This window comes from Olleya marilimosa CAM030, assembly GCF_000518485.1.
Classification (GTDB): Bacteria; Bacteroidota; Bacteroidia; order Flavobacteriales; family Flavobacteriaceae; genus Olleya; species Olleya marilimosa.
In genome coordinates this window covers 222,452-248,047 of the sequence record NZ_JADR01000005.1, presented here as the reverse complement: position 1 = coordinate 248,047, position 25,596 = coordinate 222,452, and the positions used below count along the sequence as shown (strand labels likewise).

25 protein-coding genes are annotated in these 25,596 nt (G+C 31.2%); 10 read left to right on the top strand and 15 right to left on the bottom strand.

What is annotated here, in order from left to right:
- Positions 1–41 precede the first annotated feature (41 nt).
- On the bottom strand, positions 42–2,420 hold the full coding sequence (locus tag M890_RS0107090; RefSeq protein ID WP_028282866.1) for a TonB-dependent receptor: 2,379 nt from the start codon (positions 2,418–2,420) through the stop codon (positions 42–44).
- A gap of 163 nt (positions 2,421–2,583) precedes the next feature.
- Between M890_RS0107090 and M890_RS0107085 the strand changes: the two genes are divergently transcribed.
- On the top strand, positions 2,584–3,186 hold the full coding sequence (locus tag M890_RS0107085; RefSeq protein WP_028282865.1) for a YdeI/OmpD-associated family protein: 603 nt from the start codon (positions 2,584–2,586) through the stop codon (positions 3,184–3,186).
- 51 nt (positions 3,187–3,237) lie between these two features.
- On the opposite strand, the gene yajC is transcribed toward M890_RS0107085, so the two are convergent.
- The 4 genes from yajC to M890_RS0107065 form a co-directional block, all read right to left on the bottom strand.
- Positions 3,238–3,534 carry a preprotein translocase subunit YajC gene (gene yajC, locus M890_RS0107080; RefSeq protein WP_028282864.1) on the bottom strand — a complete coding sequence of 99 codons (297 nt, stop codon included), beginning with the start codon at positions 3,532–3,534 and terminating at the stop codon, positions 3,238–3,240.
- Complete coding sequence (locus tag M890_RS15890; protein WP_036597258.1) at positions 3,534–4,049, bottom strand: DUF1573 domain-containing protein; 516 nt, start codon at positions 4,047–4,049, stop codon at positions 3,534–3,536. Before M890_RS15890 ends, yajC begins: the two co-directional genes overlap by 1 nt.
- Before the next feature lie 86 nt (positions 4,050–4,135).
- Entirely contained in the window at positions 4,136–5,047 is a 912-nt protein-coding gene (gene nusB, locus M890_RS0107070) for a transcription antitermination factor NusB (RefSeq protein WP_232219138.1), read from the bottom strand.
- A 145-nt stretch (positions 5,048–5,192) separates the two neighbouring features.
- Complete coding sequence (locus tag M890_RS0107065; protein ID WP_028282862.1) at positions 5,193–6,296, bottom strand: Glu/Leu/Phe/Val family dehydrogenase; 1,104 nt, start codon at positions 6,294–6,296, stop codon at positions 5,193–5,195.
- Positions 6,297–6,441: 145 nt separating this feature from the next.
- Here M890_RS0107065 and M890_RS0107060 point away from each other — a divergent pair, with 145 nt between their 5' ends.
- Together M890_RS0107060 and M890_RS0107055 are read left to right on the top strand one after the other, a co-directional pair.
- A complete protein-coding gene (locus M890_RS0107060; RefSeq protein WP_028282861.1) occupies positions 6,442–8,184 on the top strand; it encodes an ABC transporter ATP-binding protein in 1,743 nt (580 codons plus the stop codon).
- Positions 8,185–8,270: 86 nt separating this feature from the next.
- Positions 8,271–8,675, top strand: coding sequence for a PUR family DNA/RNA-binding protein (locus M890_RS0107055; RefSeq protein WP_028282860.1), 405 nt, complete (start codon positions 8,271–8,273; stop codon positions 8,673–8,675).
- A gap of 51 nt (positions 8,676–8,726) precedes the next feature.
- Here the strand turns inward: M890_RS0107055 and M890_RS0107050 are convergent, their stop codons facing one another.
- The 4 genes from M890_RS0107050 to M890_RS0107035 all read right to left on the bottom strand — a co-directional run bounded on the left by M890_RS0107050 (position 8,727) and on the right by M890_RS0107035 (position 11,762).
- Positions 8,727–9,755 carry a 1-acyl-sn-glycerol-3-phosphate acyltransferase gene (locus tag M890_RS0107050; RefSeq protein ID WP_232219137.1) on the bottom strand — a complete coding sequence of 343 codons (1,029 nt, stop codon included), beginning with the start codon at positions 9,753–9,755 and terminating at the stop codon, positions 8,727–8,729.
- 17 nt (positions 9,756–9,772) lie between these two features.
- The gene (locus M890_RS0107045; RefSeq protein ID WP_036597256.1) at positions 9,773–10,105 is read right to left on the bottom strand and encodes a tRNA-binding protein; all 333 of its coding nucleotides are present in this window, start codon (positions 10,103–10,105) and stop codon (positions 9,773–9,775) included.
- A gap of 80 nt (positions 10,106–10,185) precedes the next feature.
- On the bottom strand, positions 10,186–10,728 hold the full coding sequence (locus tag M890_RS0107040) for a YfiT family bacillithiol transferase (protein WP_036597255.1): 543 nt from the start codon (positions 10,726–10,728) through the stop codon (positions 10,186–10,188).
- A gap of 101 nt (positions 10,729–10,829) precedes the next feature.
- Positions 10,830–11,762 carry a peptidylprolyl isomerase gene (locus M890_RS0107035; RefSeq protein WP_028282856.1) on the bottom strand — a complete coding sequence of 311 codons (933 nt, stop codon included), beginning with the start codon at positions 11,760–11,762 and terminating at the stop codon, positions 10,830–10,832.
- 127 nt (positions 11,763–11,889) lie between these two features.
- Here M890_RS0107035 and M890_RS0107030 point away from each other — a divergent pair, with 127 nt between their 5' ends.
- Entirely contained in the window at positions 11,890–12,384 is a 495-nt protein-coding gene (locus tag M890_RS0107030; RefSeq protein ID WP_028282855.1) for a hypothetical protein, read from the top strand.
- A gap of 39 nt (positions 12,385–12,423) precedes the next feature.
- Here M890_RS0107030 and M890_RS0107025 read toward each other — a convergent pair whose 3' ends face one another.
- Positions 12,424–14,604, bottom strand: coding sequence for a RecQ family ATP-dependent DNA helicase (locus M890_RS0107025; RefSeq protein WP_232219136.1), 2,181 nt, complete (start codon positions 14,602–14,604; stop codon positions 12,424–12,426).
- Between the two features lie 207 nt (positions 14,605–14,811).
- Between M890_RS0107025 and M890_RS0107020 the strand changes: the two genes are divergently transcribed.
- The 4 genes from M890_RS0107020 (at position 14,812) to lptB (ending at position 17,775) form a co-directional block, all read left to right on the top strand.
- Complete coding sequence (locus tag M890_RS0107020; RefSeq protein ID WP_028282853.1) at positions 14,812–15,777, top strand: KpsF/GutQ family sugar-phosphate isomerase; 966 nt, start codon at positions 14,812–14,814, stop codon at positions 15,775–15,777.
- A complete protein-coding gene (gene tatC / locus M890_RS0107015; RefSeq protein WP_028282852.1) occupies positions 15,777–16,613 on the top strand; it encodes a twin-arginine translocase subunit TatC in 837 nt (278 codons plus the stop codon). The genes M890_RS0107020 and tatC overlap by 1 nt, the downstream gene beginning before the upstream one ends.
- Positions 16,597–16,953 (top strand): carboxymuconolactone decarboxylase family protein, encoded by a 357-nt coding sequence (locus M890_RS0107010; RefSeq protein ID WP_028282851.1) that lies wholly within the window; start codon positions 16,597–16,599, stop codon positions 16,951–16,953. Before tatC ends, M890_RS0107010 begins: the two co-directional genes overlap by 17 nt.
- A gap of 81 nt (positions 16,954–17,034) precedes the next feature.
- A complete protein-coding gene (lptB, locus tag M890_RS0107005; RefSeq protein WP_028282850.1) occupies positions 17,035–17,775 on the top strand; it encodes an LPS export ABC transporter ATP-binding protein in 741 nt (246 codons plus the stop codon).
- A 75-nt stretch (positions 17,776–17,850) separates the two neighbouring features.
- Here the strand turns inward: lptB and M890_RS0107000 are convergent, their stop codons facing one another.
- Positions 17,851–18,675: a TerC family protein gene (locus tag M890_RS0107000; RefSeq protein WP_028282849.1), complete on the bottom strand. Its 825-nt coding sequence runs from the start codon at positions 18,673–18,675 to the stop codon at positions 17,851–17,853.
- A gap of 8 nt (positions 18,676–18,683) precedes the next feature.
- Positions 18,684–19,433 (bottom strand): CDP-alcohol phosphatidyltransferase family protein, encoded by a 750-nt coding sequence (locus tag M890_RS0106995; RefSeq protein ID WP_028282848.1) that lies wholly within the window; start codon positions 19,431–19,433, stop codon positions 18,684–18,686.
- A gap of 121 nt (positions 19,434–19,554) precedes the next feature.
- Between M890_RS0106995 and M890_RS0106990 the strand changes: the two genes are divergently transcribed.
- Positions 19,555–20,622 carry a putative type IX sorting system protein PorV2 gene (locus M890_RS0106990; protein ID WP_028282847.1) on the top strand — a complete coding sequence of 356 codons (1,068 nt, stop codon included), beginning with the start codon at positions 19,555–19,557 and terminating at the stop codon, positions 20,620–20,622.
- Positions 20,623–20,636: 14 nt separating this feature from the next.
- Complete coding sequence (locus tag M890_RS0106985; protein WP_028282846.1) at positions 20,637–21,818, top strand: lipoprotein N-acyltransferase Lnb domain-containing protein; 1,182 nt, start codon at positions 20,637–20,639, stop codon at positions 21,816–21,818.
- On the opposite strand, the gene M890_RS0106980 is transcribed toward M890_RS0106985, so the two are convergent.
- Genes M890_RS0106980 through M890_RS0106970 form a run of 3 tightly spaced genes read right to left on the bottom strand, consistent with a single transcriptional unit; the run spans position 21,819 to position 25,592 of the window.
- Positions 21,819–23,213: a sugar transferase gene (locus M890_RS0106980; RefSeq protein ID WP_028282845.1), complete on the bottom strand. Its 1,395-nt coding sequence runs from the start codon at positions 23,211–23,213 to the stop codon at positions 21,819–21,821.
- Positions 23,214–23,272: 59 nt separating this feature from the next.
- Entirely contained in the window at positions 23,273–24,283 is a 1,011-nt protein-coding gene (locus M890_RS0106975; RefSeq protein WP_028282844.1) for a glycosyltransferase family 4 protein, read from the bottom strand.
- Positions 24,246–25,592, bottom strand: a complete 1,347-nt coding sequence (locus M890_RS0106970; protein ID WP_028282843.1) for an O-antigen ligase family protein — start codon at positions 25,590–25,592, stop codon at positions 24,246–24,248. Before M890_RS0106970 ends, M890_RS0106975 begins: the two co-directional genes overlap by 38 nt.
- Positions 25,593–25,596: the final 4 nt, after the last annotated feature.

The window sequence follows — 25,596 nt, the reverse complement described above, 5'->3', positions numbered from 1 at the left end:
CAACACATTTGTGCTACGCTTTTAAAAGACTAAGTCAATTTTTAAAATTTATAGGTTAAAACGCCTGCTAAACTCCTTGGATCAGTTTGATTAATATAACTTGTTCGGTAAGCATTGTAACCAATTGAGTCAAATACATTATTAACTAACACTCTAAAATTCCAATGGTTATCTAAAGCGTAAGCGATTTGAGCGTTCACCTGAGTATAAGCTTCTACATTAAAAGGCTCTTGATTTGGAACAATACCTTGGTGTGTAACTGCACCTGAGCTCCAATCATTAATAGGACGCTCTCCAGTATAATAAACTCCTGCTCCAACAGACAAACCTTGAAGTTGCTGTTTAAAACTGTAATTTCCATAAACGTTAAAAGTGTGTTTTGGTGTATTTAAAGGTGCAGAGCCATAAACATAAGAAGTATGTTCTTTATATTGAGCATCAATATATGAATAACCTGTAATAACCTCTAAATTGTCTAAAATACGACCTGTAAGTTCTACTTCAATTCCTTTTCTTTCATCATTTCCTCCTTTTGCATAATAACCCGTTTCTTCCCAATTAACATCATAAACAGGTAGATTAATATCTTTATTATTAATTTTAAAGTAGGTTAAATTAAAACGTAATCTGCTATTTAACCAATTAGTTTTAATACCTGCTTCAAATTGGTCATAACGCTCATTACCTAAATCATTACCATTAACATCTAACCTAGTGGCTGTTCTTGGATAAGAGCTATTAGTATATGATGCAAATACATTTACATTTTCTAATGGAGAAATGATTATACCTCCTAATGGATTAAAAGCATCACTTTCAGTAGTTTCAGTTGCTGTTATAGTTCTGGTTTTACTGTAACGTAATCCAAAAAATGCTTTCAAGTATTTATTAAATGTCACAACGTCTTGAGCCACAAACCCTATTGCTTTGGATTTAGCTCCTTGAACAGTAAGTGCTGAATAGTCTAAATTACTTGGTAAAGCACTAATATTACTTGTAAAAACATCAATTGTATCCACAGTAGTAACACGTTGCGATGTTGTATTGTAATTATTTGTACGATAGTCAAAACCAACTTGAAAAGTATGAGAAATATTTCCCGTTTTTAATTGATCACCTATTAAGTCAAATTGTATGACACTATTGTTATCTTCTCTTGTACTAATGGAGTGTCCTCTTAATCTTTGATTATAAATTGGATTACCATCTACATCATTTATTACACCACCTAAACTTGCGCCTTTATCATCAAGCTCTAAATTAGATTTATAGTACGCTCCTTTTAGACTTAATTTGTTTGATAGTTCTCTATCAAATCTAACAGCATACGTTGTATTAGTTGTTAATGCTTTATCATCTTCAAAACCTAAAAATTGATCATATGGTAAATCATATATTAGATTCTGATTATTTTGGCCAAGATTAACCGTTCCTAAATCAGGTGTTCTACTGTCTTCAAAATAATCTAATTCTAAAGTTACTGTAGTTTTATCGTCAGCTTTCCATTGAAACGAAGGATTGATATAAAATCTATCAGAAGTAATTCCGTCTCTAAAACTATCAGCACGCTCTAAAGCACCATTTAATCTGAAAGCAGTCGTTTCAGTTTTAGCTAAAGGTCCATAAACATCAAAAGTTGTTCTAGCTTGACCAAAGCTACCACCTCGTAATGATACATTTCCACCAAATTCATATTTAGGCGTTTTAGTTACAAGGTTTATTATTCCTCCAGGACTTCCTAAATCGGTTGCAACACCTTGTGTGATTGACGCAGCTCCTTTTAAAACCTGAATATTATCCACACCTTGCATATCTGTCAAAATACCCTGACCTCTAAAATCTGAATGCACTCTAACCCCATTTTTTAATATTGGAATACCTCTAAAACCACGAGAAGACATACTTTCTCTTTTATTACCATAAGTAGCAAATGTATAAACACCTGGAACGTTTTTTGTAGCATCAGAAATTGTTAAATTTCCTTGTTGCATTATCAATTTATCTGAAATTATTGATATACTTTGAATTTGCTCATAAGGTGCTAATGGTAATCTAGTTAAAGCTTCAATTTTATCAGGATGTGTAAAACGATTACCAAAAACTTCAACTTCGTCTAGGTTACCATCAAATTGTAACTTAAAGGTTAAAGCTTTTGTTTCATTATCATTAATACTTACTGTTTGGGTTATCGTGGTGTAACCTACTGATGAAACTTTAATAGTATAATTTCCTTTTTTAATAGCTTCTAAAGTAAAAAAACCATCAATATCAGCAGATACACCTGTATTTAATTCTTCTAAAAAGATGGTTGCAAAAGGAATTTTTTCGTTTGAATTATTAATTACACTTCCAGTAATCTTTGACTGAGAAAATGATAGCTGAGCTATTAAAATTAGAATAAAACTTATTTTTTTATACATGATACTATTTAGATTTGTTTTAAATAAAGCGCAAATATAAATACCATAAGTAAATCTGCAAAGTTTATTTAGACTAAATCTAAATAATTTTTTATATTGAATTGATTCCTAATTAAATAGCCAAAAAAAAATATTACCTTTAGTACTTAAATCCATTTATTAAATGAAAAAGATATTGTCTGTAGAAGATTATTTACTAGATAACCCAATGTTTAGTGCCTCACTACACACCTTAAGAGCACTGCTTTTAGAGGCTGGTTTGGTAGAATGTATTAAATGGAATGCTCCTGTTTATACTATTAATGGAAAAAATGTAATTGGCTTAGGCGCTTTTAAAAACCATTTTTGTTTGTGGTTTTTTAATGGTGTTTTATTATCTGACACACACAAATTATTACATAATGCACAAGAAGGAAAAACGAAAGCTTTAAGGCAAATACGTTTTACTAATAAAAATGAAATAAATAAAGCTATTATATCAGAGTATATTAAGGAAGCGATAACAAATCAAGAGTTAGGTAAAGAGGTTAAGCCTACTAAAACAAAGCCTAAGGATATAATTGTACCTATAGAATTGCAAACTGCATTTAACAACAATAGTGCATTACACAGCGCTTTTAAGCTATTATCACTGTCTAAACAACGCGAATATTGCAATTACATTACTGAAGCCAAAAGAGAAGCTACAAAGTTATCTAGGATAGAAAAGATAATACCTTTGATTATTCAAAATAAGGGATTGCATGATAAATATAAAAACTGCTAAATAAAAAAAGGCAACCATTTGGTTGCCTTTTTTTATAATTATAACTGTAAATTATTTTTTTAATTCCACAGCTGGTTTGTTTAAAGATTTACTCATTTCCATAGAAATAGCAGAACGATCAAACTTTAATTTTCCAGACATAGTTTCTATAACACAACTATTGTCTTTATCATTAAGCTGAGCAATTTTTCCGTGCATTCCACTTTTGGTAATTACTTTATCGCCTGGTTTTAACTCTGAAGCAAAACGCTTTTCTTGTTTAGCACGTTTCATTTGTGGTGCAATCATAAAGAAGTACACTACAGCAAACATTGCTATGATTGGTAAAAATCCGCTAATTCCTTCCATTATTGAGTAAGTGGTCCTGGGTTAGCATTTGGATTTGTTCTAAGTGGTGCCTGCTTAACAGGAGCGTTAGGATCTGGAGTAATAAAAGCTGTGATTTTTACAGACTCTTTACCAGTAGCTGTATTAGCTGTAATGTTAATTACTTTAGATGTTTTATTAGCGCCTTTACCATTAAACTTAACTGTAAAAGAATCAGACTCTCCTACTGCTAAAGGTGCTCTTGACCAATCTTGAGGTACAGTACATCCACAAGTACTTTTGATATCTGTAATTACTAATGGTGCTTCTCCTTTATTTGTATAAGTAAATACTGTTTCAACTGGAGTACCAGATACTATTTCACCAAAATCATGCTCTTTTTTATCAAACTCAATTACTGGTAATTTACCTGATTGTGCATCTCTTTCTGAGGCTGCTGCTACATTGTTAGCATCAATTTTTGCTGCTGCATCTTGCTTACAAGATGATAAAGATATTAAGCAAACTGCACTTAATAGAATCATTACTTTTTTCATAATACTTATTTTAGAATTTGTGTAGTTTATTATTAAACTGCCACTTAAATTAATTTTTGGATTGTAAAAATAATAATATTTTTTGACTACATCAATCCTCGACCAACTTTATTTAATTTTCCTTCTTCTTCGTATTCTTTTAGAAGTTTGTCTAATATTCCGTTAATAAAAATACTACTTTTTGGTGTCGAATATTCTTTAGCTATTTCAAGGTATTCGTTAATTGTAACTTTAGTTGGAATAGATGGAAAATTAGTCAATTCGCAAATAGCCATTTTTAATAATACCATATCTAAATTTGCAATACGCTCTGTATCCCAATTTTTAGTCTTGCTAGATATTTCTTCGCTAAGTTTAGATTGGTTTAACATTGTTTTTTTAAACAAGTTAATTGCAAATTGTTTGTCCTCAATATCTTTATATAACTTAGGTGTTAAAAAATGCTCATCAGAGTTTTCTTTAATTTTTCTAAGTAATTTTAGTATTGCAGTGTTTACGGTTGGAAGATCGTCTAACCAAGTAAGGTTTTTGTCTTCGATATAATCGTAAAGTTTGTCGTTAGGTGCTATAATTTCTTTAAATACATCAACTATAAAATTTCTATCCTCTTTAAAGGTCGAGGTTTTAGTTTGCATGTACTCTTTATACAAATCACTTGCAATGATTTCTTTATAGATAATATCTACATACTCATTATCTAGTTGCCAATTTTTAATATTGTTAACTTCAAAAGCTGTTTTTAAAGCCACGTTATTAGAAAGTAGTTCTAAAACTTGATTGTTTATAAATTTTTTGTTGGGATTTTTTTCTTCTGCTGTAGCTAAATGCTTTTTCTGAATAGTTTCTAATTGCGTTTTAGATTTTTTACCTACCTCTATCATTAGGGATAGTGTCATTAAGTATAAATTATACATGTTGTCTATACTGTATAATAAAAATTTCTGGTCTTTAGAAAAATCATCACTTTCTGTACCATCAAATGCATATAAAACTTGCATTACTTTAACACGAATATGTCGTCTACTTAGCATACTTACAAAGAACTTTAGATTTCAATTATATTGAAATACTTTTATATTATTAATTAAAAAAGGCGAAAGCTTACGCTTTCGCCTTGCAAAAATAGTATATTTTATACGATATCTATTGCTGATTTTCTTTTTTTCTAGCTTCAATTCTGCTTAAAGCTATATTTAATGCTGCTTGATGTGTTGTTATATCATTAGTTTCAGCATTACTTAATATCTCCAAGGTAGTATTGTAGATATTTTCTGTCTTTCTCATTATTTCTTGTTTACCGTAGTTTTCTAACTCTGCGTAAACATTAATAATTCCTCCTGCATTAATCAAAAAGTCAGGTGCATAAACAATTCCTTTTTCTTGTAATATACGACCATGCTTAAGCTCGTCTGCTAATTGGTTGTTTGCTGCTCCAGCAATAACCTTAGCTCTAATAGAATCTATAGTTGTATCATTAATTGTTGCGCCTAATGCACAAGGTGCGTAAATATCTACAGCTTCTGCATAGACGTTGCTTCCTTTATAAATAGATGCTCCGTATTTTTTGCTGATTGACTCAAGACGATCTTGGTTAATGTCATCAATGATAACTTTAGCGCCATCATTTGTTAAATGCTCTACTAAAGATTCTCCAACATGTCCTATCCCTTGTACAATTACAGTTTTATCTTCTAATACGTCTGTTCCAAATTTATATTTTGCAGCAGCCTTCATTCCCATAAATACACCATAAGCTGTAATTGGAGATGGGTTACCTGCTCCACCTTTATCTTCAGATATTCCAGTAACATAAGGTGTTACTTCTCTAACTAAATCCATATCTGCAGTTTCCATTCCTACATCTTCTGCAGTAATATATTTTCCGCTTAAGCTATGTACAAACTCTCCAAAACGCTTCATTAATTCTGGTGTTTTTTGTGTTCTAGCGTTACCTATAATAACCGCTTTTCCTCCACCTAAATTTAATCCTGTAATCGCTGACTTAAAGGTCATACCTCTAGACAAGCGTAAAACGTCATTAACAGCTTCCCATTCGTTGGCATATTGCCACATTCTAGTACCTCCTAAAGCAGGTCCTAAAACTGTGTTATGTATTCCAATTATTGCTTTTAATCCTGTATCTTTGTCGTTGCAAAAAACGACTTGTTCGTGATTATCAAATGATAATTGTCCAAAAACAGGATCTGCTTTTGATAATTGATTAGTGTTGATTACTTCTGAAACCATTTAGTTGACATTTAATTAATGTATTGAAATTACACTATTTGTAATTTCAGCACGCAAAATTAGCTTATAATTAATATTAAAACAATAATTAGCATGTTAAAATGTGAAATTGTTAAAAACTTTTTAAACTCAGGTTTTCATTTAAATGAAAGAATTACAACATCTTAACAAATACTTTTACAAATATAGGACACAAATTATAATTGGTGTTTTAATTACCATAGTTTCTAAATTATTTACTGTATTTGTTCCAAAATTTATCGGATCTATTATAGACGTCGTTAATGATCAGTTACAAAATCCAGAAAGTAGTGAAGCTGCATACAAAGCTAAATTATTAAGGTATATATTATTTTTAGTAGGCTCTGCTATATTATCTGGTATATTAACGTTTTGGATGCGTCAAACTATAATTAATGTATCACGTTATATAGAGTATGATTTAAAAAATGAAATCTACCAACAATACCAAAAACTGTCTCTTAACTTTTATAAAAAAAACAGAACAGGAGATTTAATGAATCGTATTAGCGAGGACGTTACTAAAGTGCGCATGTATACTGGTCCTGCAATTATGTATAGTATTAATACCTTAACGCTGTTTATAGTCGCATTAGTTTTTATGTTTAGACAAGCGCCAATGTTGACGCTTTACACCATTATACCACTACCAATTTTATCAATAATTATTTATAAGATTAGCTCAGAAATACACAAACGTAGTACGATTGTACAGCAGTACTTATCCAAACTATCCACTTTTTCTCAAGAAACTTTTAGTGGTATTTCTGTTATTAAAGCCTATGGTATAGAGCCACAAACCTCAGCAAGCTTTAATGAGTTATCAGAAACCAACAAAGAAAAACAACTTAGCTTGGTACGCATACAAGCCTTGTTTTTTCCGATGATGATTTTACTTATTGGACTAAGTAATGTTTTAGTTATTTACATTGGTGGAAAACAATATATGAATGGCGAAATTAGCTTAGGAACAATTTCTGAATTTATTATGTACGTTAACCTTCTAACTTGGCCAGTTGCAACAGTTGGATGGGTAACTTCCATTGTTCAAGAAGCCGAAGCGTCTCAAAACCGTATTAACGAGTTTTTAAAAACCGAACCAGAAATACAAAATAACAATTCTGAATTATCAGAAATAAAAGGAGAAATAGAATTTAAAGAGGTTTCTTTTACCTACGATGATACCAATATACAAGCTTTAAAAAATGTAAGTTTTAAAGTTAAATCTGGACAAACTTTAGCGGTTATAGGAAAAACAGGTTCTGGAAAATCTACAATTTTAGATTTAGTCGGACGCCTTTACGATGTGGATCATGGCACTATTTTAATTGACCAAAAACCTATTGAAACTCTTAATCTATACAGTTTAAGAGATGCCACAGGATATGTACCGCAAGACGCCTTTTTATTTAGTGACTCTATCAATAACAATATTAAATTTGGTAAAGAAAATGCAACTGATCAAGAGGTTATTGAAGCTGCTAAATTAGCACAAGTACATAAAAACATTGTCAAATTTAATAAACAATATGACACTGTTTTAGGCGAACGTGGTATTACACTATCTGGCGGACAAAAACAACGCGTATCCATTGCAAGAGCTATTATTAAAAAGCCTCAAATTATGCTTTTTGATGACTGTTTATCTGCTGTTGACACAGAAACTGAAGAGAAGATCTTAAATAATCTTAAAACCATTACAAAAGGCAAAACGACTATAATTGTAAGCCACAGGATTTCTTCTGCTAAAAATGCAGATCAAATAATAGTTTTAGACGATGGGCAAATCGTTCAGTCAGGCACACATGAAGACCTTATAAACACTGATGGTTATTACAAAGAGCTGTATTTAAAAACAACTAAGTAAAAAGATTTGCAATAAAATGTTGTGTCATTCAACTTTTTTTTTGACTTTTGAGTTTACGAATTAACTAACAACACAAATCAAGGATTATGCATAATAACGAGATGATGGAGAAGGAAGAAATTTTTTCGAAAGTATTAAGAGCAGGAAGACGAACTTATTTTTTTGATGTAAGAGCTACTAAAGCAGATGATTACTACCTGACTATTACAGAAAGTAAAAAGTTTACAAATGATGATGGATCATTTCATTATAAAAAACATAAGATTTATTTATACAAAGAAGACTTTAGCGAGTTTAACGACATCTTAAAAGAAATGACAGATTACATCATTAACGAAAAAGGAGATGAAGTAATTAGTGAGCGTCACCAAAAGGATTTCAAAAAAGAATATGATACTCCTGCTAGTCCTGCTTCAGAAACTAAGACTGAGACTTCTGAAACTTCAAGTGCAGAAAGCAGATTTACAGATATTGATTTTGATGATATATAATCTTAAATTCATCTAATAATAAAAACCTTTTCTAGTTAAGAAAAGGTTTTTTTATGCTTTATTATAAGCTAAGATTAACAATAGACTTGTTAAAATAAACATTAAACTTGGTGCAAAACCAAACGCAAACCACACAGTAGCAACTATTAATAACAACCAAAGTGGGACCAGCGTTATACTAATGGCAAATCTAAAGGTGGATAAAAACTCAACCTCCTTAATTTTAGGTTTTATATAGTGTCTCCAAATAAAAATAGGCAAGCATAACAAAAGGTAAATAATTGGTTTTAGTATAACTTTTAAGCTTGATTGTTTTACTGCCTGTGTTTGACAGTTTTTAAACTGACTTAAAATACAATCATTGACACTTTTGGGATTTGTAAAATCTACTTTAAGCTTATTTAAACTGTCTAAGGTAGTATTATAATTAGCTAATGGTATTTGTGTTGTCAAGTTTGTTAAGGATTGAAAAACATCTTGTTTAATTCTATTAGTTGCTTCAAAATCATTTAAATGATTATAGGATTTAGAGAGAATAGCTTCTCCAAAATATACAGAAACATTACTACCCATTGTTTTAGGATCTTGATAGTTTAACCCTATTGGAATTAATTGTATGGCTTGGTTAGGATATAGGAGTCTAAACTCTAAAATAATCCTTGTAAAACCTTTACTTAAAGGTCTGACTCGTCTTTCTAAATTGTGATTACCTTCTGGAAATATAGTAACCGCATTATTGGCATGCAATAGATGTACTGTATTACTAAAAACAGATTTGTTTTTAGTAATGGTATTCCAGCCATCTCTTACGCGATATACAGGTCGCATATTTAAACTATGCAAAAACCAGCTAACTAATGGTTTTTTAAACACTGCTGCTCTAGTCAAAAAATAGCTAAAGCGTCCAGTTTTTGTAGCAATAAGCAAAGCATCTAATAATCCATTTTGATGATTAGATAAAAATAAAATGGGTTGATTTTTAGGTAGGGACGATTGTCCTTTGACTATTATTTTATTGTAATAAAAAAACAATCCTAATTGGATGTATACCCTAATAATATGTAACCATATTTTATTCAAAAACCTTATACTAAATGCTATGATACAGTAGTTCCGTTTGGAACTTTTGCTTCTGGGTTTAACAAAATAACATCTTTACCGTCTACAGCTCCAAGTAACAAACACTCACTCATAAATTTAGCTATTTGCTTACGCGGAAAATTAACAACAGCAACAATTTGTCTATTTAGTAAATCTTCTTTTTTATACAAGGTAGTAATTTGTGCACTAGTTTTTTTAATACCTAAACCTCCAAAATCTATAGTTAATTGGTAAGCTGGATTTCTGGCTTCTGGAAAATCATTAACTTCTAAAATAGTACCAACACGTAAATCTACTTTGGTAAAATCTTCAAATTGAATAGTACTCATAATTAGGTGTATTTAAAGTTTAGTAGCAATTTAAGATTTTAAAATGAAATTAAAATTTTACACTAAACAAACCATAGTTTTTAAATCCAACCTTCACGCTTTAGCGTGTTTTCAATATGTGCATAATGATGATTACTGTGCCAAGCGTAATTACCTAAGTTTTTATCCAAAGTCACAGTTTCATTAGTTTCAGGATGAATAAAAGTGCGCTGTAATTGCTGGATAGTTAGACCTTTTAAATAATAAACTAATTTGGCATGTACCACTTTTATATGGAGTAAGGATAGCTCTATAGGCTGATTATAGTCATGTTGAGCAGCCCAAGTGTTTTCATTATAAGCTTTTATAACTGGATTATCTTCCGTCATTGCCCATTTAAATCTAATATAACTATGATGATGACTATCTGCTATATGATGTATAACTTGTCTAATAGTCCAGCCTTTTGGTCTATATACTGTATCTAATTGCTTATCTGATAAGTTGGCGACTAACTGCTCTAATCTATTAGGCAAATGTTTTAATATAGATAGCCATGCATCAATAGTTGCTTGTGTTATAGTGGAAGGACATTCAAATTTTCCTATTGGGTACTTTAATTTTTCTAATTGTTGGTCTGTCATTTGATAAAAGTAAATAAAAAAACCTCAAAAGATTTTACACTTTTAAGGTTTTAAGTATTTAAAACTTTCATTCAGGCTATCTAAATGAAAATAAGTGTTTGTTATTTAACGTCAACAAGTTCTACATCAAATACAAGTACAGCATCAGGTGGTATCACTCCTCCTGCTCCTCTTGAGCCATAACCTAAATCTGAAGGTATAACAAAGCGGGCTTTATCACCAACTTGTAATAATTGAATCCCTTCATCCCATCCAGAAATTACTTGACCAACGCCTACTTGAAAATCTAAAGGTTGATTACGTTTGTAAGAACTATCAAAGACAGTTCCATCTGCTAATTGTCCTTTATAATGTACAGAGACTTGATTTCCTTTTTCAGCTTTTTTACCATTTCCTTTTTGAATAATTTGGTAACGTAAACCACTTTTAGTTTCTTCAAAACCAGCAGCTAATTTGTCTAACTCAGCACGTTTAGCTTCACGCTCTGCAGCTATACGTTTTTCTCTTGCACCTTCAAATGTTCTAAAAGCTTCAATTGCATTAAAGTTTTCTGCAGCTTCACCAACTCTAACAATTTCTAAAGTTTCAATATGGTCACCTTGTGCAATAGCATCTACAATGTCTTGTCCTTTAACTACGTTTCCAAATACAGTATGGTTACCATCTAACCAGTCTGTAGCAACGTGAGTAATAAAAAACTGACTTCCATTAGTACCAGGTCCAGAGTTAGCCATACTTAATATTCCAGGTCCACTATGCTTTAAGTCAGGATGAAACTCGTCATCAAATTTATAACCAGGATGACCTGTACCAGAACCTTGTGGACAACCACCTTGGATCATAAAATTGTCTATAACTCTATGAAACTTTAAACCATCATAATAAGGTGTTCCTTGTGGTTTTACCTCATTTTCCATGTTCCCTTCTGCCAAAGCAACAAAGTTACCAACTGTTCCTGGAGTTTTCTCAAATTCTAAAGCGACTAAAATTTCGCCTTTATTCGTATTAAATTTTGCGTATAAACCGTCTTGCATTACATTGTTTTTTAATGAACTGCAAAGATATAAAGAAGTTAAAAGTTATAAGGGCTGACAGATGATTTTTTTTATCCAATCCTTGTTTTACTAAATTTTGTTAGATTTGAAAAAATTAAAAATTATTATGAGTGTATTTACTAAGCTATTTGGAAGAAGTGATAAAGGACAAAAACAAGACCAATTAGCAGATACTAATTATATTGAAACTATTTTAAAACATAGCGAAGACCAACCTGTTGGTATTGCAGATCAAAATGTAATTTATGCTGGCTATGCAGAGCTTGGTGGCTATTATTTTTTACAAACGTTTATTGTTGGTAAATTAAATATTAAAGCAAAAAAAGGCGCTAGGCTTATAATGGTTAACAATGACCACACCTTAGATTTAAAATCTGATATGGATGAGTTTGAGTCAGAAAATATGGGCGTTTTTGATGGTTACGTTACTAGAATAGATTTTGAAATTGAAAAAGAAGCAGCCGAGAATATTAAACGATCTGCAATTAAAAATATAACCCTTAAGGTAAAAAAACATACCATTACTTTTACACCTCTTGAAGCAGAAGGAGTGGATGAACTAGAAGTAGCAGAAGAAAACAAAAAAGACCTAACAAATTAACGTGTTAGGTCTTTAATAAAATCCTATCTGGTTTTATAATTAGTTTGCGACTTCGCTTATAAATTTAATACGATATAATCGTAGCTCTTCGTCATCATAATCTCCATCAAACTCATCAATAGCAACGTCTATTTTATCTGTTTGCGATTCCATAAAATAATCATGGATTTCTTCCTGTTGATCTTCATCTAAAATATCATTAATCCAATAATCAATATTTAGTTTTGTTCCAGAAAAAACAATAGCTTCCATTTCTTTAATAAACGCAGACATTTCCATGCCTTTTGCAGAAGCAATATCTGTTAATGGTAATTTTCGGTCTACATTTTGGATGATGTATAATTTAAGTCCAGAGTTACTACCTGTTGATTTTACAACTAAATCATCTGGTCTTGTAATATCGTTATCCTCTACATAATTTGCGATAAGCGCGACAAAGTCTTTACCATATTTTTTAGCTTTACCCTCTCCTACACCATGAACGTTTGATAACTCTTCAACAGACACAGGATATTTTAAGGCCATATCCTCTAAAGATGGATCTTGAAATATTACAAAAGGAGGTACCCCTAATTTTTTTGCATTAGTTTTTCTTAAGTCCTTAAGCATTTTCATTAAAGTCTCGTCCACTACTGCACCTCCACCACTTTCGGCAGTAACAATTGTGTTGTCAGACTCGTCACCAAACTCATGATCTTTGGTCATCATAAAAGACTGAGGGTTTTTGATAAAATCCTTACCTTTTTCTGTAAGTTTAATCACACCATAAGTTTCAATATCCTTTTTTAAAGATCCTGAAACTAATATCTGACGTGTTAAAGCCATCCAATAAGACTTGTCTTTTTCTTTTCCTTTACCAAAAAATGGTTGTTCGTCAGTTTTATGAGAGCTAATTAAAGCGTTGGATTTACCAACAATAACATTAACTAACTCTTTAGCTTTATATTTTTCATTGGTTGCATCAACAATTTCTAGGACAAGTTTAACGTCGTCTTTTGCTTCTTGTTTTTCTTTTGGATGACGCATATTATCATCCATATCGCCACCTTCTCCAGTTTTGTTATCAAATGACTCACCAAAGTAATGTAATATAAATTTACGTCGCGATATTGAAGTTTCCGCGAAAGCGACAACCTCTTGCAGTAACGCTTGACCAATTTCTTGCTCTGCTACTGGTTTACCTGACATAAACTTCTCTAATTTTTCAATATCCTTGTAAGCATAATAGGCTAAGCAATGCCCTTCTCCTCCATCACGTCCTGCACGACCAGTCTCTTGATAGTAACTTTCTATACTTTTAGGTATATCGTGATGTATTACAAAACGTACATCTGGCTTGTCTATTCCCATACCAAAAGCAATCGTAGCCACAACAACGTCAATGTCTTCCATTAAAAACATGTCTTGGTGATTGGATCGTTTTTTGGCATCCAAACCTGCATGATATGGTACTGCTTTAATACCATTAACTTGTAGTACTTGAGCTAACTCCTCTACGCGTTTACGACTTAAACAGTATATAATTCCGGATTTACCTTCATTTTGTTTTACAAAACGTATAATATCAGCATCTACGTTTTTAGTTTTTGGACGTATTTCGTAATATAAATTAGGTCTATTAAATGACGCTTTAAATGTATTAGCATCATTCATCCCTAAATTTTTAAGAATATCTTCTTGTACCTTTGGCGTAGCTGTAGCTGTTAAACCAATTATAGGAATATTATCACCAATACGTCTAATTATAGATCTTAAATTACGGTATTCTGGTCTAAAATCGTGACCCCATTCACTAATACAATGGGCTTCATCCACTGCCATGAAAGAGATTTTTACTGTACGCAAAAACTCTACATTTTCTTCTTTAGTTAAGGATTCTGGTGCTACATATAATAATTTAGTAATCCCATTAGTAATGTCTTCCTTGACTTGTTTAATTTCGGTCTTATTTAAAGACGAATTTAAAACATGAGCCACACCGTTTTCATTGGACACACCTCTAATAGCATCCACCTGATTTTTCATTAAAGCAATTAAAGGCGATACAACTATTGCTGTTCCTTCTTGCATTAATGCAGGTAGTTGGTAGCATAAACTTTTACCACCACCTGTAGGCATAATTACAAATGTATTTTTTTGTTCTAAGATACTTTTAATGACTTGTTCTTGAAGCCCTTTAAACTCGCCAAAGCCAAAGTATTTTTTTAGTGCTGAATGCAAATCGCTTTTCACTATGTATAACTTTCGTATTTAATTAATTATTTACACTTACATACTTTTGACAAACTATAAATAGTTGCTAAGAATTGAATTCCCCTCTCAATTTTTTCGCTAAATTTGTCGAAAATATTAATCTAATTATCTTAAGGTGATTTAGATTAAGACTAAAGATAGTAAAATCTTTATAAACCAAAAAAATTAAACACATTGAAAACAAAAGCTTCCATTATTAGTAGTGCCAAAGAAACTATTAAACTAGAAGGACAGTCCATATTAAATTTATCAAATTTAATAGATAACGACTTTGCTGAAGCTGTGGAATTAATCTATAATTCTAAGGGTAGAGTCATTATTACTGGTATAGGTAAAAGTGCTATTATAGCAACAAAAATAGTTGCTACGCTAAACTCAACAGGTACTCCTGCTGTGTTTATGCATGCTGCAGATGCTATCCATGGTGACCTAGGATTAATACTTCAAGACGATGTGGTTATTTGTATTTCTAAAAGTGGAAACACACCAGAAATCAAAGTTTTGGTACCATTGATTAAAAATGCTAAAAACAAAATGATTGCCATAACTGGTAATAAAGATTCGTTTTTAGGCCAACAAGCCGATTTTGTTTTAAATGCATTTGTAGAGAAAGAAGCTTGTCCTAATAATTTAGCACCAACAACAAGTACTACTGCTCAATTAGTTTTAGGTGACGCTTTAGCTGTTAGTCTTTTAGAATTAAGAGGTTTTTCTAGCAAAGACTTTGCAAAATACCATCCAGGAGGAGCTTTAGGAAAAAAATTGTATTTAAGAGTGCAAGACATTTCTTCTGTAAATCAAAAACCAGAAGTTACTTTAGATACTAATATAAAACAGGTTATTGTAGAAATATCTGAAAAAATGTTAGGCGTGACTGCTGTAACCGAAAACAATAACATTGTTGGTATTATTACTGATGGAGATTTAAGACGTATGCTTAGTAAAGTAGATAACTTTAGTGACCTAACTGCTAAAGATATTATGAGTGCTAATCCAAAACGTATCGATGAGGATGCTATGGCTATTGATGCTATGGAAGTTTTAGAAACTTATGGTATATCACAATTATTAGTACAAAAAGATGGCAAGTACGCTGGTGTTGTACACATCCATGATTTAATAAGAGAAGGAATATTATAATGGCAAAAAAAAATGTAAACGAGATGTCTTTTTTAGATCATCTTGAGGATTTAAGATGGCATTTAATAAGAATTGTAACTGCTGTAGTCATATGTGGTACAATTGCTTTTTGTTTTCCAAGCGTCTTATTTGACAATATCTTATTTGCTCCACAAAAAATGAACTTTCCAACCTACCAATGGTTGTGTCAAATGTCTCAATTTTTTGGATTAGACGACATGAGTTTTTGTGCAGATTCGTTTCCGTTTATAATACAAAACCGTGAAATGGCAGGACAATTCTCAATACATATTTGGACCTCCATTTATGCTGGTTTTATTGTAGCCTTTCCGTATGTAGTATATCAATTATGGCGATTTATAAGTCCTGGTCTAACGTCTAAAGAGCGTCGAACATCTACAGGCTTTATTATTATATCCTCATTACTATTTTTTATGGGTGTCTTATTTGGATACTACATTATCACACCTTTATCAATAAACTTTTTAGGAACCTACTCTGTCAGCTCAGAAGTTTCCAACGAGATTGACATTTCATCTTACATTGGATTAATTAGAGCCTCAGTTTTAGCTTCCGGAATTATCTTTGAGCTACCAATATTAATCTACTTTTTAACAAAAGTTGGTTTGGTAACGCCTCAGTTTTTAAAAAAATACAGAAAATTTGCTTTAGTCATCGTTCTAATTTTATCTGCAGTCATAACACCTCCAGATGTAGCAAGTCAAATAATTGTAGCGATACCTGTACTAATTTTGTATGAAGTTAGTATTCATATCTCTCGAATTGTAGTGAAAAACGAAAATAAAAAACGAAAAAAAAATGTCAGAACTAGTTAAAGAATTTAACGACTATCGCGAAAAAATGAATGATAAAATTCTAGGCGATAACAACAAAATAATCAAACGTATTTTTAATTTAGATACAAATGCCTTTACAGAAGGTGCTTTAGACGTAAAAACTAAAGAGCTATTAGGTTTAGTAGCCTCTACCGTTTTACGTTGCGATGACTGTATTAAATACCATTTAGAGTCTAGTTATAAAGAAGGATTATCTAAAGAGCAAGTAATGGAAACCCTAAGCATTGCCACGTTAATTGGTGGTACAATAGTTATACCTCATTTAAGACGTGCTTATGAGTTTTGGGAAGCTTTAGAAGCACAAGATAAAAATCAATAAGGTTAAACTTTATATAAATTAAAGTACCTTTTTTATAAGTTATACTGAAATGCTTATTTTTAGAGCAATTAAAAACACCAAATGAAGCTAAGAGCCGAACATTTAATGAAGTCCTACAGTGGACGTAAAGTTGTAAAAGACGTATCTCTTGAAGTAAGTCAAGGCGAAATTGTTGGACTATTAGGTCCTAATGGTGCAGGAAAAACAACCTCGTTTTACATGACTGTTGGATTGGTAAAACCTAATGCTGGTAACATCTATTTAGATGACACTAACATTACCAATTACCCTATGTACAAACGTGCACAAAATGGTATTGGCTATCTAGCACAAGAAGCGTCTGTATTTAGAAAATTAAGTATAGAAGACAACATATTAAGTGTTTTACAAATGACCAAACTGAGCAAAAAAGAACAATTGCACAGGATGGAAGCTTTAATTGAAGAGTTTAGTTTAGGTCATATCCGTAAAAGTAGAGGTGATTTATTGTCTGGTGGAGAACGTCGTCGTACCGAAATCGCACGTGCCTTAGCCACTAACCCTAGCTTTATTTTATTAGACGAACCTTTTGCTGGTGTTGACCCTGTTGCTGTAGAAGACATACAACGTATTGTAGCGCAATTAACCAAAAAAAATATTGGTATTTTAATTACAGACCACAACGTACAAGAGACGTTAGCTATTACAGATAGAACTTATTTAATGTTTGAAGGAAGTATTTTAAAAGCAGGAGAACCTGAAGAATTGGCTAATGACGAAATGGTACGTAAAGTTTACTTAGGTCAGAATTTTGAATTACGTAAGAAGAAGATTAGAGATTAATCTGAAATTAATAGATATATAAAAGCCCAATGGAACATTCCATTGGGCTTTTATTATTTAATAAACTTTATTATGCTATATGTTTTCCTCAGACTTAGCTTTAATTCTAGCATTTTCTGCCATAATTTTTTTCTGGTAGCGACCTTGTACAACATCTACAATAATTAAAATAAACAATACAAAATAGAAAGTTGTTTTACTCATAGACTCTATTGGGTTTCCAAATAACTTTAAGTGAGCTAAATGTCCACCTTCGGTAACTAACATTATACCTACTATAAATAGAATAAATAACCCTAGCACTTCATACATTCGGTTTTTTGCTAAAAACACAGAGATTCGATCTGCTAAAAACAACATTAACAATCCGCTAATTACAATAGCAATAGCCATTACAATAAAAGCTGTCGTAGCGTTTTCAATATCACTTGTTAGACCAATTGCAGCTAAAATAGAATCAAAAGAGAATACTAAATTCATAATAACAATACTAGTTATAACAGCACTTGCAGATTTACCTCGTGTACCATCACCTTCTATATCCTGATCTAAATCATGAGCACCAATCATGTGCCAAATTTCTTTAATAGCTGTATAAATAATAAAACCTCCTCCTGCTAATACAATTAAACTATGTCCATTAAAAGCAAAGCTAGCAACGCTGCCTAATTCTCCAGTCATAAACGAAAAAGGCTCTTTAAAAAAATCAATTATTGATACTAATACAAACAATAGTATGATACGTAAAACAATCGCAATTAAAATCCCAACTTTTCTAACGCGCTTTTGTTCTGTTTCTGGTGCTTTTTTTGACTCTAAAGAGATATATAATAAATTGTCAAATCCTAAAACAGCCTGTAACAAAACAAGCATTAAAAGCGTAAAAATAATTTCTAACATAGTGGGTGTTAATTGATGTTGTTAAATAAAGATAATAATATGTATAGTATAATAATTACAGGGATTGCTGCAAAATGCAATACTACTAAAAGCACAATACTTAAAATAATAAAAATGTAACGTACTGAATTAGATTTAAAACTCCAGTTTTTAAATTTTAAGGCAAATAATTTTACAGATGAATTTAATATGTAACAACTTAAAATAGTTAATACAATTAAAAACCATTTATTAAGTATAATACTATTTATTAAATCATTATTCTGAAATTCTAAAATTAACGGTAACGATAAAATTAACAAGGCATTAGCTGGTGTTGGCAAGCCTTTAAAATAACTTTGTTGGTCTTCGTCTATATTAAATCTAGCCAATCTATAAGCAGATGCTAATGTAACAAATAGTCCAATAAATGGTAATAAGTTAAACGTATAACCAGTCCATTGCATAGTTTCTGACCAATCATCAATTGGTGTGACCGCTTTACTATTACTAGCTAATTCTAATAGTTTAAAAACTACTATTCCTGGCACTAACCCACTAGTTACCATATCTGCCAAACTGTCTAATTGTAAACCTAACTCGCTTTGGACATTTAATTTTCGTGCTAGCAGACCATCAAAAAAATCAAAAAAGATACCTAAAAACACAAAAAAGGCAGCAAATATAAAGTGGTTATTGACAGCAAATATGACTGCCACACTTCCGCTAAATAAATTTAGAAGCGTTATAAAATTTGGTATAAAAGCTTTGATGTTCATCAGTTAGTTTTTTGTAAAAATAACAAAGTATTTGGGTCTATTCCAAACACTATGCAATATAGTATTAAAATTGAAGTTTAATATATAGAAAAATTATAGCATCTTTGTAAAAAAATTGAAATTGAAAGTACGTTTACTAGTCTTTTTATTACTGAGTATCTCTTTATCATTTGCTCAAACCCGAAAATATTCAAACGAGTTTATGAATATAGGTGTGGATGCTGCAGCTTTAGGGATGAGTAACGCAACAGTTGCCAGAACTAATGATGTTAATTCTGGATATTGGAATCCTGCTGGACTAATTAAATTAGAAGACAATCAATTAGCCTTAATGCACTCTAGTTACTTTGCTAATATTGCAAATTATGATTATGCAGCTTTTGCAATGCCTTTAGATGATAAAAGTGCTTTTGGTATCTCTTTAATACGTTTTGCAGTAGATGATATCTTGGACACAACCCAACTAATTGACGAACAAGGAAATGTAAATTATGATCGCATCAGTTTGTTTTCTACAGCAGATTATGGCTTAACTTTTTCATACGCTAGAGACTTACCGCTAGAAGGTTTAAGCTATGGTGTTAATGCTAAAATTATAAGACGAATCATAGGTGACTTTGCCTCTAGTTGGGGTTTTGGTTTAGATGCTGCCATTCAATTTGAAAGTAATAATAACTGGAAGTTTGGTATTATGGCTCGTGATATTACAACTACATTTAATGCATGGAATATTAATGAAGATGAATTTGCTAAAGTTCAAAATGCAGTAGAAGGACAAAATCAAGAATTGCCAGAAACTACTGAGATTACAATTCCAAAATTACAATTAGGTGTTGCTAAATTATATCGCTTTCATTACGATTATACATTGGAAGCAGAATTAGATTTAAATGTAAGATTTGAACAAAACAATGATGTTATTTCAACATCTTTTGCCAGTATTAATCCTGCTTTAGGCTTAGAGTTTGGATATATAGATATGATTTATCTTAGAACTGGTGTTGGTAATTTTCAAAATGAATTACAGATTGATAATTCTGAAGATTTAACCTTTCAACCAAGTTTTGGTGTCGGTTTTAAATATAAAGGTATTCAAGTAGACTACGCGTTTACAGATATTGGCGATCAAAGTGTCGCTTTGTATTCTAACGTATTTTCTTTAAAACTAGATTTTAGCGTTTTTAGATAAGTTATCTTTGTAGCATGAGACTATTTTTATACGTTGTTTTTTTACTTAGCACAACAGCAGGATTAAGCCAATCCATGCCATTACCGGAAGATACTACAGTTAGTGTAATAACATTTGGACCTGGTAGTAATTTAAACGATGCTTTTGGGCACAATGCCATCCGTATTAAATCTAGAGTTGCTGATATCGCTTATGACTTTGGTCGATACAATTTTGACGACCCAAATTTTTATTTAGATTTTGCTAGAGGAAAACTTAACTATCTACAAGGTAAATCCAATTATAAAAGCCTTATAGCGTTTTACATAAGCGAAAATAGAACAATAAAAGAGCAACAGCTACGCTTATCTCAAGCCGAAACGCAACAATTATACAACTATTTAGAAGCCAACTACAAAAAAAATCAAGGTGCCTATTTATACGATTTTTTTTACGATAATTGTGCCACTAAAATTAGAGATGTCATTGAAACCACTTTAGACGGAAACTTACAGTATAACTTACCCAAAGACTATAAAGAGCAAACTTTTAGACAACTTATAGACCATAATTTAAATTGGAATACTTGGGGAAGCTTTGGGATTGATATTGCGCTAGGTTCAATTATTGACAGACAAGCCACAGCAAGAGAACAGCTTTTTTTACCTGAAAAGGTTAATCAATTTTTTGAGCTTGCAACTTTAAAGGATTCAAACAAAAAATTGGTTACTACTTCTAAAACAATCTTTACAAAAAAAGGAGAAAACGAAAATAAAAACAGCTTTTTTCTAACTAGCCCATTACTATTAACCATGGTTTTAGCATTAGTTATTATTTACCTAACCTATAGCGATAATAAAAATAAAACTAGAAATAAAGCGTTAGACTTAGCCTTATTTACAATAACAGGACTGATAGGTGTTTTGCTATTTTTATTATGGTTTGCTACAGATCATACAGGTACCACATACAACTACAATCTATTATGGGCATTTCCATTAAGCTTGTTTTGTGTCCTTCAAATTTTAAAGACTAATCCTAAAAAATGGTTTATAGCTTACATTAAGTTTTCAATTTTAATGTTATGCTTAATTGTGATGCATTGGACCATAGGTGTGCAACGCTTTGCTCCTGCTTTAGCTCCTTTATTAATAGCATTGGCAGTTAGATATATATATCTTTTAAGGTTTTATAAACTAACCGAGAATAAAGCCTAATTATTGTCCTCTAAAAAAGATAACCGTACTTAACGTTTTTACAATTATATTAATATCTAATAAAAAACCACGATGCTTAATATAATACAAATCGTACTGTAGTTTTAATAAACTATCATCAACGCTTGAACCATATCGTGCTTTAACCTGAGCCCATCCTGTTAGTCCTGGTTTAACGATATGTCTAGTTTCGTAAAAAGGAATGACTTGAGACAATTCGTCTACAAAATAAGGACGCTCTGGTCTGGGACCAATTAAACTCATATCACCTTTCAGAATATTAAAAAATTGTGGTATCTCGTCTAATCTAGTAATTCTTAAAAATTTTCCAAAAGCAGTAATTCTAGTATCATTTTTTGAGGCCCAAACAGCGCCTCCTACTTCTGCATTTTTAACCATAGTCCTATATTTAAAAATCTTGAAAGGCATACCATTTTGACCAACACGTTCTTGAGTATAAAATAAAGCGCCTCTATTTCCTATTAGATTTCCAATTAAAATAAAAGGTAACATTAATAGTCCTAAAAATAAACCAACCAATGATAAAACAATATCAAAAAGACGTCTGTACGCTAAATATAATTTGTTTTTATTGTTTCGGCTAAAAGGGAAATATTTATAAAAATCCTTTCCAACAAACTGAACTGGAACACGGTAAGTAATATCCTCATACACCTGAGTATACTCTTTTATTGGAAACCCTTTTTCCAACAAGGTTATTAAATCGGAATAGATTGAAGAGGTTATATTTTCTGAATTATAACTCGCGATTACAACTTCTGATATGTTTTCTTCCTTAATTATTTGATGTAATTTGGAAGGCTCGTATTCTTTTAACCCTTTAAATTTTATAGTGTCTTTTTTACTTGTTTCGCAATTAATAAATCCAATAATCTTATAATTAGGATCTGCACTAGCAAAAGCATCAACAATAGTTTTAATATTAGATATTTCGCCTACTAAAAGCACTCTTTTAAAAAATCTAGGAGAAGAAATAAATGTGATATAAGCCCATCTCCAAAAATATAAACCAAACAAAATAGCCAAATAAAAATATAATATTTGTAATCTATTTTCGGGTAATGAAGGTGTGTAAAATGGAGTTAAAAGATAAAATAAGACAGTTACTGAGGTGGTAAGCAAAACCGTACCAAGGACAGTATCCAATCGACTTGATTTTTGTAAATCATATAGCTCTAAGACGGTTCCAAAAACGGTAATATAAATGGCAAGCACAATAAACCAGGTCCAATGTTGGTCATACACTTTAAAGTAGTCAAAGTCAAAAAAAGTACTGACTGTAAAAAGTGAAGTACCAATAAAAAGCAAATCAAATAAACGTAAAAGAATTTTACGTTCAGAAATTTCAAAGTGGATACCACTACTTTTATTCATGTTAACGGATTGGTAGAATTGTTTCAAAGATAATAAGTAATTGTATTAAACCAAGAGATTTAGTTTAAAGTACTAATCCATTTTTGTTTGATGGTGTTCCAATCAAATTGTTCTGCTTTGTGTCTAGCTAAATGTATAATTGCTTGCGTTTTGTCTGGATTTGCCTTGTAATTTAAAATGGCATCCACAAAAGACTCAATATCATCAGGTTGCACTAATTGCCCATTCAAATTATTCTCAATTAAAAAAGGTAACCCTCCTACATCTGTAGACACAATTGGTAGCCCTAATGCCATAGCTTCAATAATACTTACTGGTGTGTTATCAAAATTAGTGGTATTGATAAATATATTGTAATTTTTAGATAATGCAATCCATGCTTGCTTTGTCAATTTTCCTGTAAAGGAGACGTCTAAACCTAGTTGTTTAGCGTATGCTTTTACTTCCAATAAGCTTCCGTCATTATCAGGACCTACCATACACAGTGATACATTATACCCTTTATTTTTTAACGAATGCATGACATCTACAGCTAATTTTGGATTGTATAAATTAGAAAAAGAACGTACCCAAAGCAGCGCTATATCATCTATAACTCTTTCTTGATAAGGATAGTTATTAATGGCAATACTATTAGGAATGACTTGGATGTTTAAATACCCTTTAGCATTAAATGCTGATTTAATATAATTTGAAGGCGCTATATTTACATATGCCTTTTTAAAAATGGATTGGCTTAATTTAGGACTATTATCTAGACGACTAGGAAGATTTCCACCATGCAAAATAGGAATGTATTTTAAGCCTAAAAGTTGACACAATTTACTTACAGCATAGGCATAATAAAAATTTAGCGTACTATAGGTATCTATTAATACATAGTCGGTGGATTGTCTGTGTTTAAAAACGGTCCATAGCATATGGACTAATCTCAAAAACGTGTTTTTATAACTAGAGGCATAAGTTATTTTAAAACCAGATGCTTCAAGACTTGTCCCTAAAGTATCAATGGTTGTTGCTGTTTTACCTGAACTAATTAATTTGTTGCCTATGTATACTAGGTTTGTCATTTATAATATGTAATAAACTTAATGCGTAAATAAAGGCTGGTGCAGCAATTCGCATCGCAGAATGATTTATTGTAAGTAACCAAAACAAATAGAAAGAAAAAAATAAAACATTATTCCTATTTTTTAATCTATAAAACAAAGGCACTAACAATAATATACTTAGCGCTAAAACACCCAACAAGCCATGCTCTGAAATGATACGACTTATCTCATTATGTGACGCTGCATGTATACCAGTTCTCTGAAAACGCAAATCTTTTACTCGTCCTACGCCTACACCTAAAAAAGGATTAGCAATAAATTCTTCAAATTCAGCTAAAAATAAGTCACCTCGACCTGTTGTTACATCACTTTTTTCATGACCCATAGCATTTTGATTAGAATATCGTTTTTCAATCATGCCATTAGTTTGATCAGTCGAAATAATCCATGTCAAAATTGCAACACTTAAAAATAAAATAATAGAAGTTAACATCCTTCTTTTATTTTTTTTATCAACGGATTTGTATTGAAAAATGATATAAAACAAAATCATCAATATGGCTGTATATACACCTCCTCTACTAAAAGTTACAATTGCCCTAAAAGCGAATATTAATATTAAAAACAGGTCTAAATACTTTACTAATTTTGTTTTACTAAAATAAAAAAAACGAACTGTCATTAAAAAAAAACCTAACCCTAACACTGTAGACATTTGATTAGGACCAAAACCTCCCGAGGTATCAAAATTAGAACCTGTTCCTGAAGATACTGCTGCGACATTTGGATTATACATAATAACAAAGACCAAAGTGCTTATTAATGGAAAAACAATAAAGTTAACTATAGACTCAAGTTGTTTTTTAGTAATGGACAAGTCATAACATAATAAAGCTGAAACACCTAAACAAACCGGACCACTTAAATTAAAAGCTATGGCTTTTCTCACATTACCACTAATATCTAACAAATATAACGACAGATAAATACTTGGAATTAATAATAATATATAAAGTAAGTAAGGTGAAGCTTTTTTATTAAAGCCACTATAAAACAACCCTGTAATTGAAAATATTATAACAATATATTTACTTGCCTCATAAAAAGGTCCGCTATTAGTCATACGAAGGATTACCTCTGCTCCAATAATATAAGCACAAGCCCTTACAACTTCAAAAGGCTTGGAATCTCTTTTAGCATTTAAAATTCTGACTAAAAAGAAAACAAGAATACTATAAAAATAAATATTACCTAATGGCTTATATAAATATACTAATATACCTATCACAACATGTATACCTAATTTTTTTAAATAGTTTTGTTGCATCTAG

Coding starts and splice junctions, on each gene's coding strand:
- M890_RS0107090 (WP_028282866.1), bottom strand. CDS start 2,420: ATGTATAAAAAAATAAGTTTTATTCTAATTTTAATAGCTCAGCTATCA.
- M890_RS0107085 (WP_028282865.1), top strand. CDS start 2,584: ATGAAAAAGATATTGTCTGTAGAAGATTATTTACTAGATAACCCAATG.
- yajC (WP_028282864.1), bottom strand. CDS start 3,534: ATGGAAGGAATTAGCGGATTTTTACCAATCATAGCAATGTTTGCTGTA.
- M890_RS15890 (WP_036597258.1), bottom strand. CDS start 4,049: ATGAAAAAAGTAATGATTCTATTAAGTGCAGTTTGCTTAATATCTTTA.
- nusB (WP_232219138.1), bottom strand. CDS start 5,047: ATGCAAGTTTTATATGCATTTGATGGTACAGAAAGTGATGATTTTTCT.
- M890_RS0107065 (WP_028282862.1), bottom strand. CDS start 6,296: ATGGTTTCAGAAGTAATCAACACTAATCAATTATCAAAAGCAGATCCT.
- M890_RS0107060 (WP_028282861.1), top strand. CDS start 6,442: ATGAAAGAATTACAACATCTTAACAAATACTTTTACAAATATAGGACA.
- M890_RS0107055 (WP_028282860.1), top strand. CDS start 8,271: ATGCATAATAACGAGATGATGGAGAAGGAAGAAATTTTTTCGAAAGTA.
- M890_RS0107045 (WP_036597256.1), bottom strand. CDS start 10,105: ATGAGTACTATTCAATTTGAAGATTTTACCAAAGTAGATTTACGTGTT.
- M890_RS0107040 (WP_036597255.1), bottom strand. CDS start 10,728: ATGACAGACCAACAATTAGAAAAATTAAAGTACCCAATAGGAAAATTT.
- M890_RS0107035 (WP_028282856.1), bottom strand. CDS start 11,762: ATGCAAGACGGTTTATACGCAAAATTTAATACGAATAAAGGCGAAATT.
- M890_RS0107030 (WP_028282855.1), top strand. CDS start 11,890: ATGAGTGTATTTACTAAGCTATTTGGAAGAAGTGATAAAGGACAAAAA.
- tatC (WP_028282852.1), top strand. CDS start 15,777: ATGGCAAAAAAAAATGTAAACGAGATGTCTTTTTTAGATCATCTTGAG.
- M890_RS0107010 (WP_028282851.1), top strand. CDS start 16,597: ATGTCAGAACTAGTTAAAGAATTTAACGACTATCGCGAAAAAATGAAT.
- lptB (WP_028282850.1), top strand. CDS start 17,035: ATGAAGCTAAGAGCCGAACATTTAATGAAGTCCTACAGTGGACGTAAA.
- M890_RS0107000 (WP_028282849.1), bottom strand. CDS start 18,675: ATGTTAGAAATTATTTTTACGCTTTTAATGCTTGTTTTGTTACAGGCT.
- M890_RS0106995 (WP_028282848.1), bottom strand. CDS start 19,433: ATGAACATCAAAGCTTTTATACCAAATTTTATAACGCTTCTAAATTTA.
- M890_RS0106985 (WP_028282846.1), top strand. CDS start 20,637: ATGAGACTATTTTTATACGTTGTTTTTTTACTTAGCACAACAGCAGGA.
- M890_RS0106980 (WP_028282845.1), bottom strand. CDS start 23,213: ATGAATAAAAGTAGTGGTATCCACTTTGAAATTTCTGAACGTAAAATT.
- M890_RS0106975 (WP_028282844.1), bottom strand. CDS start 24,283: ATGACAAACCTAGTATACATAGGCAACAAATTAATTAGTTCAGGTAAA.
- M890_RS0106970 (WP_028282843.1), bottom strand. CDS start 25,592: ATGCAACAAAACTATTTAAAAAAATTAGGTATACATGTTGTGATAGGT.